This window comes from Noviherbaspirillum sp. ST9 (assembly GCF_048799745.1).
In the GTDB taxonomy this organism is placed as follows: domain Bacteria; phylum Pseudomonadota; class Gammaproteobacteria; order Burkholderiales; family Burkholderiaceae_D; genus Noviherbaspirillum.
In genome coordinates, this window is the sequence record NZ_JBLWFR010000112.1 from 1 (window position 1) to 634 (window position 634).

Below are 634 nucleotides of genomic sequence, written 5' to 3' on the forward strand. Positions count from 1 at the left end.
GCGCGACTCAAAAGTGGCAGTATGGGACCAGGTAGGGTACCCTTCAAACTTCGAAAGCCTTGATCTCAATTGCCTGCTGGTGATGGAGGCAAAATCGCTTGAGAAGATGGCCGCCGAATTAGGATACAAAGCAGATGCCGGCATTTGGAAGTCAGATTACACGAATCGGGCCTCACTGATTAACAAAACATTTTGGGACGAAGAGAATGGCTTCTATTATCAGGTGGATAAGAATTCGCACCGTTTTACATTCAAAAAAGAGAACGATCTTAAACGGGATGAGATTATTGGTTTTCTGCCTTTATGGGCAGGTATAGCATCAAAAGAACAAGCCAGGCGCCTGGTAGTAAAGCTGACCGATCCCCGGCAATTCTGGCGACCTTATGGAGTGCCTTCACTTTCTGCCGCCGATCCATATTATGATCCCAAAGGTTACTGGAATGGGCCGGTCTGGGTGCAGTGGGACTTCTTAATCATGCGGGGTCTGCTTGACTATGGGTACCGGGCACAGGCAAAAGAACTCGTAGATAATGTTGTAAAAGGCATGGTTCAGGTGCTAAAGAAGGACCACGATCTATGGGAGTTCTATAGTCCTGATCATCCATGGGGCGGCTATCATAAAACGTATATATGG

1 protein-coding gene is annotated in these 634 nt (G+C 47.2%); it reads left to right on the forward strand.

All coding sequences use genetic code 11. From position 1 onward, the window contains the following. Positions 1-634 (forward strand): MGH1-like glycoside hydrolase domain-containing protein (locus ACNOHI_RS25040; RefSeq protein WP_420477439.1); only part of this gene is annotated, 634 nt, incomplete at both ends.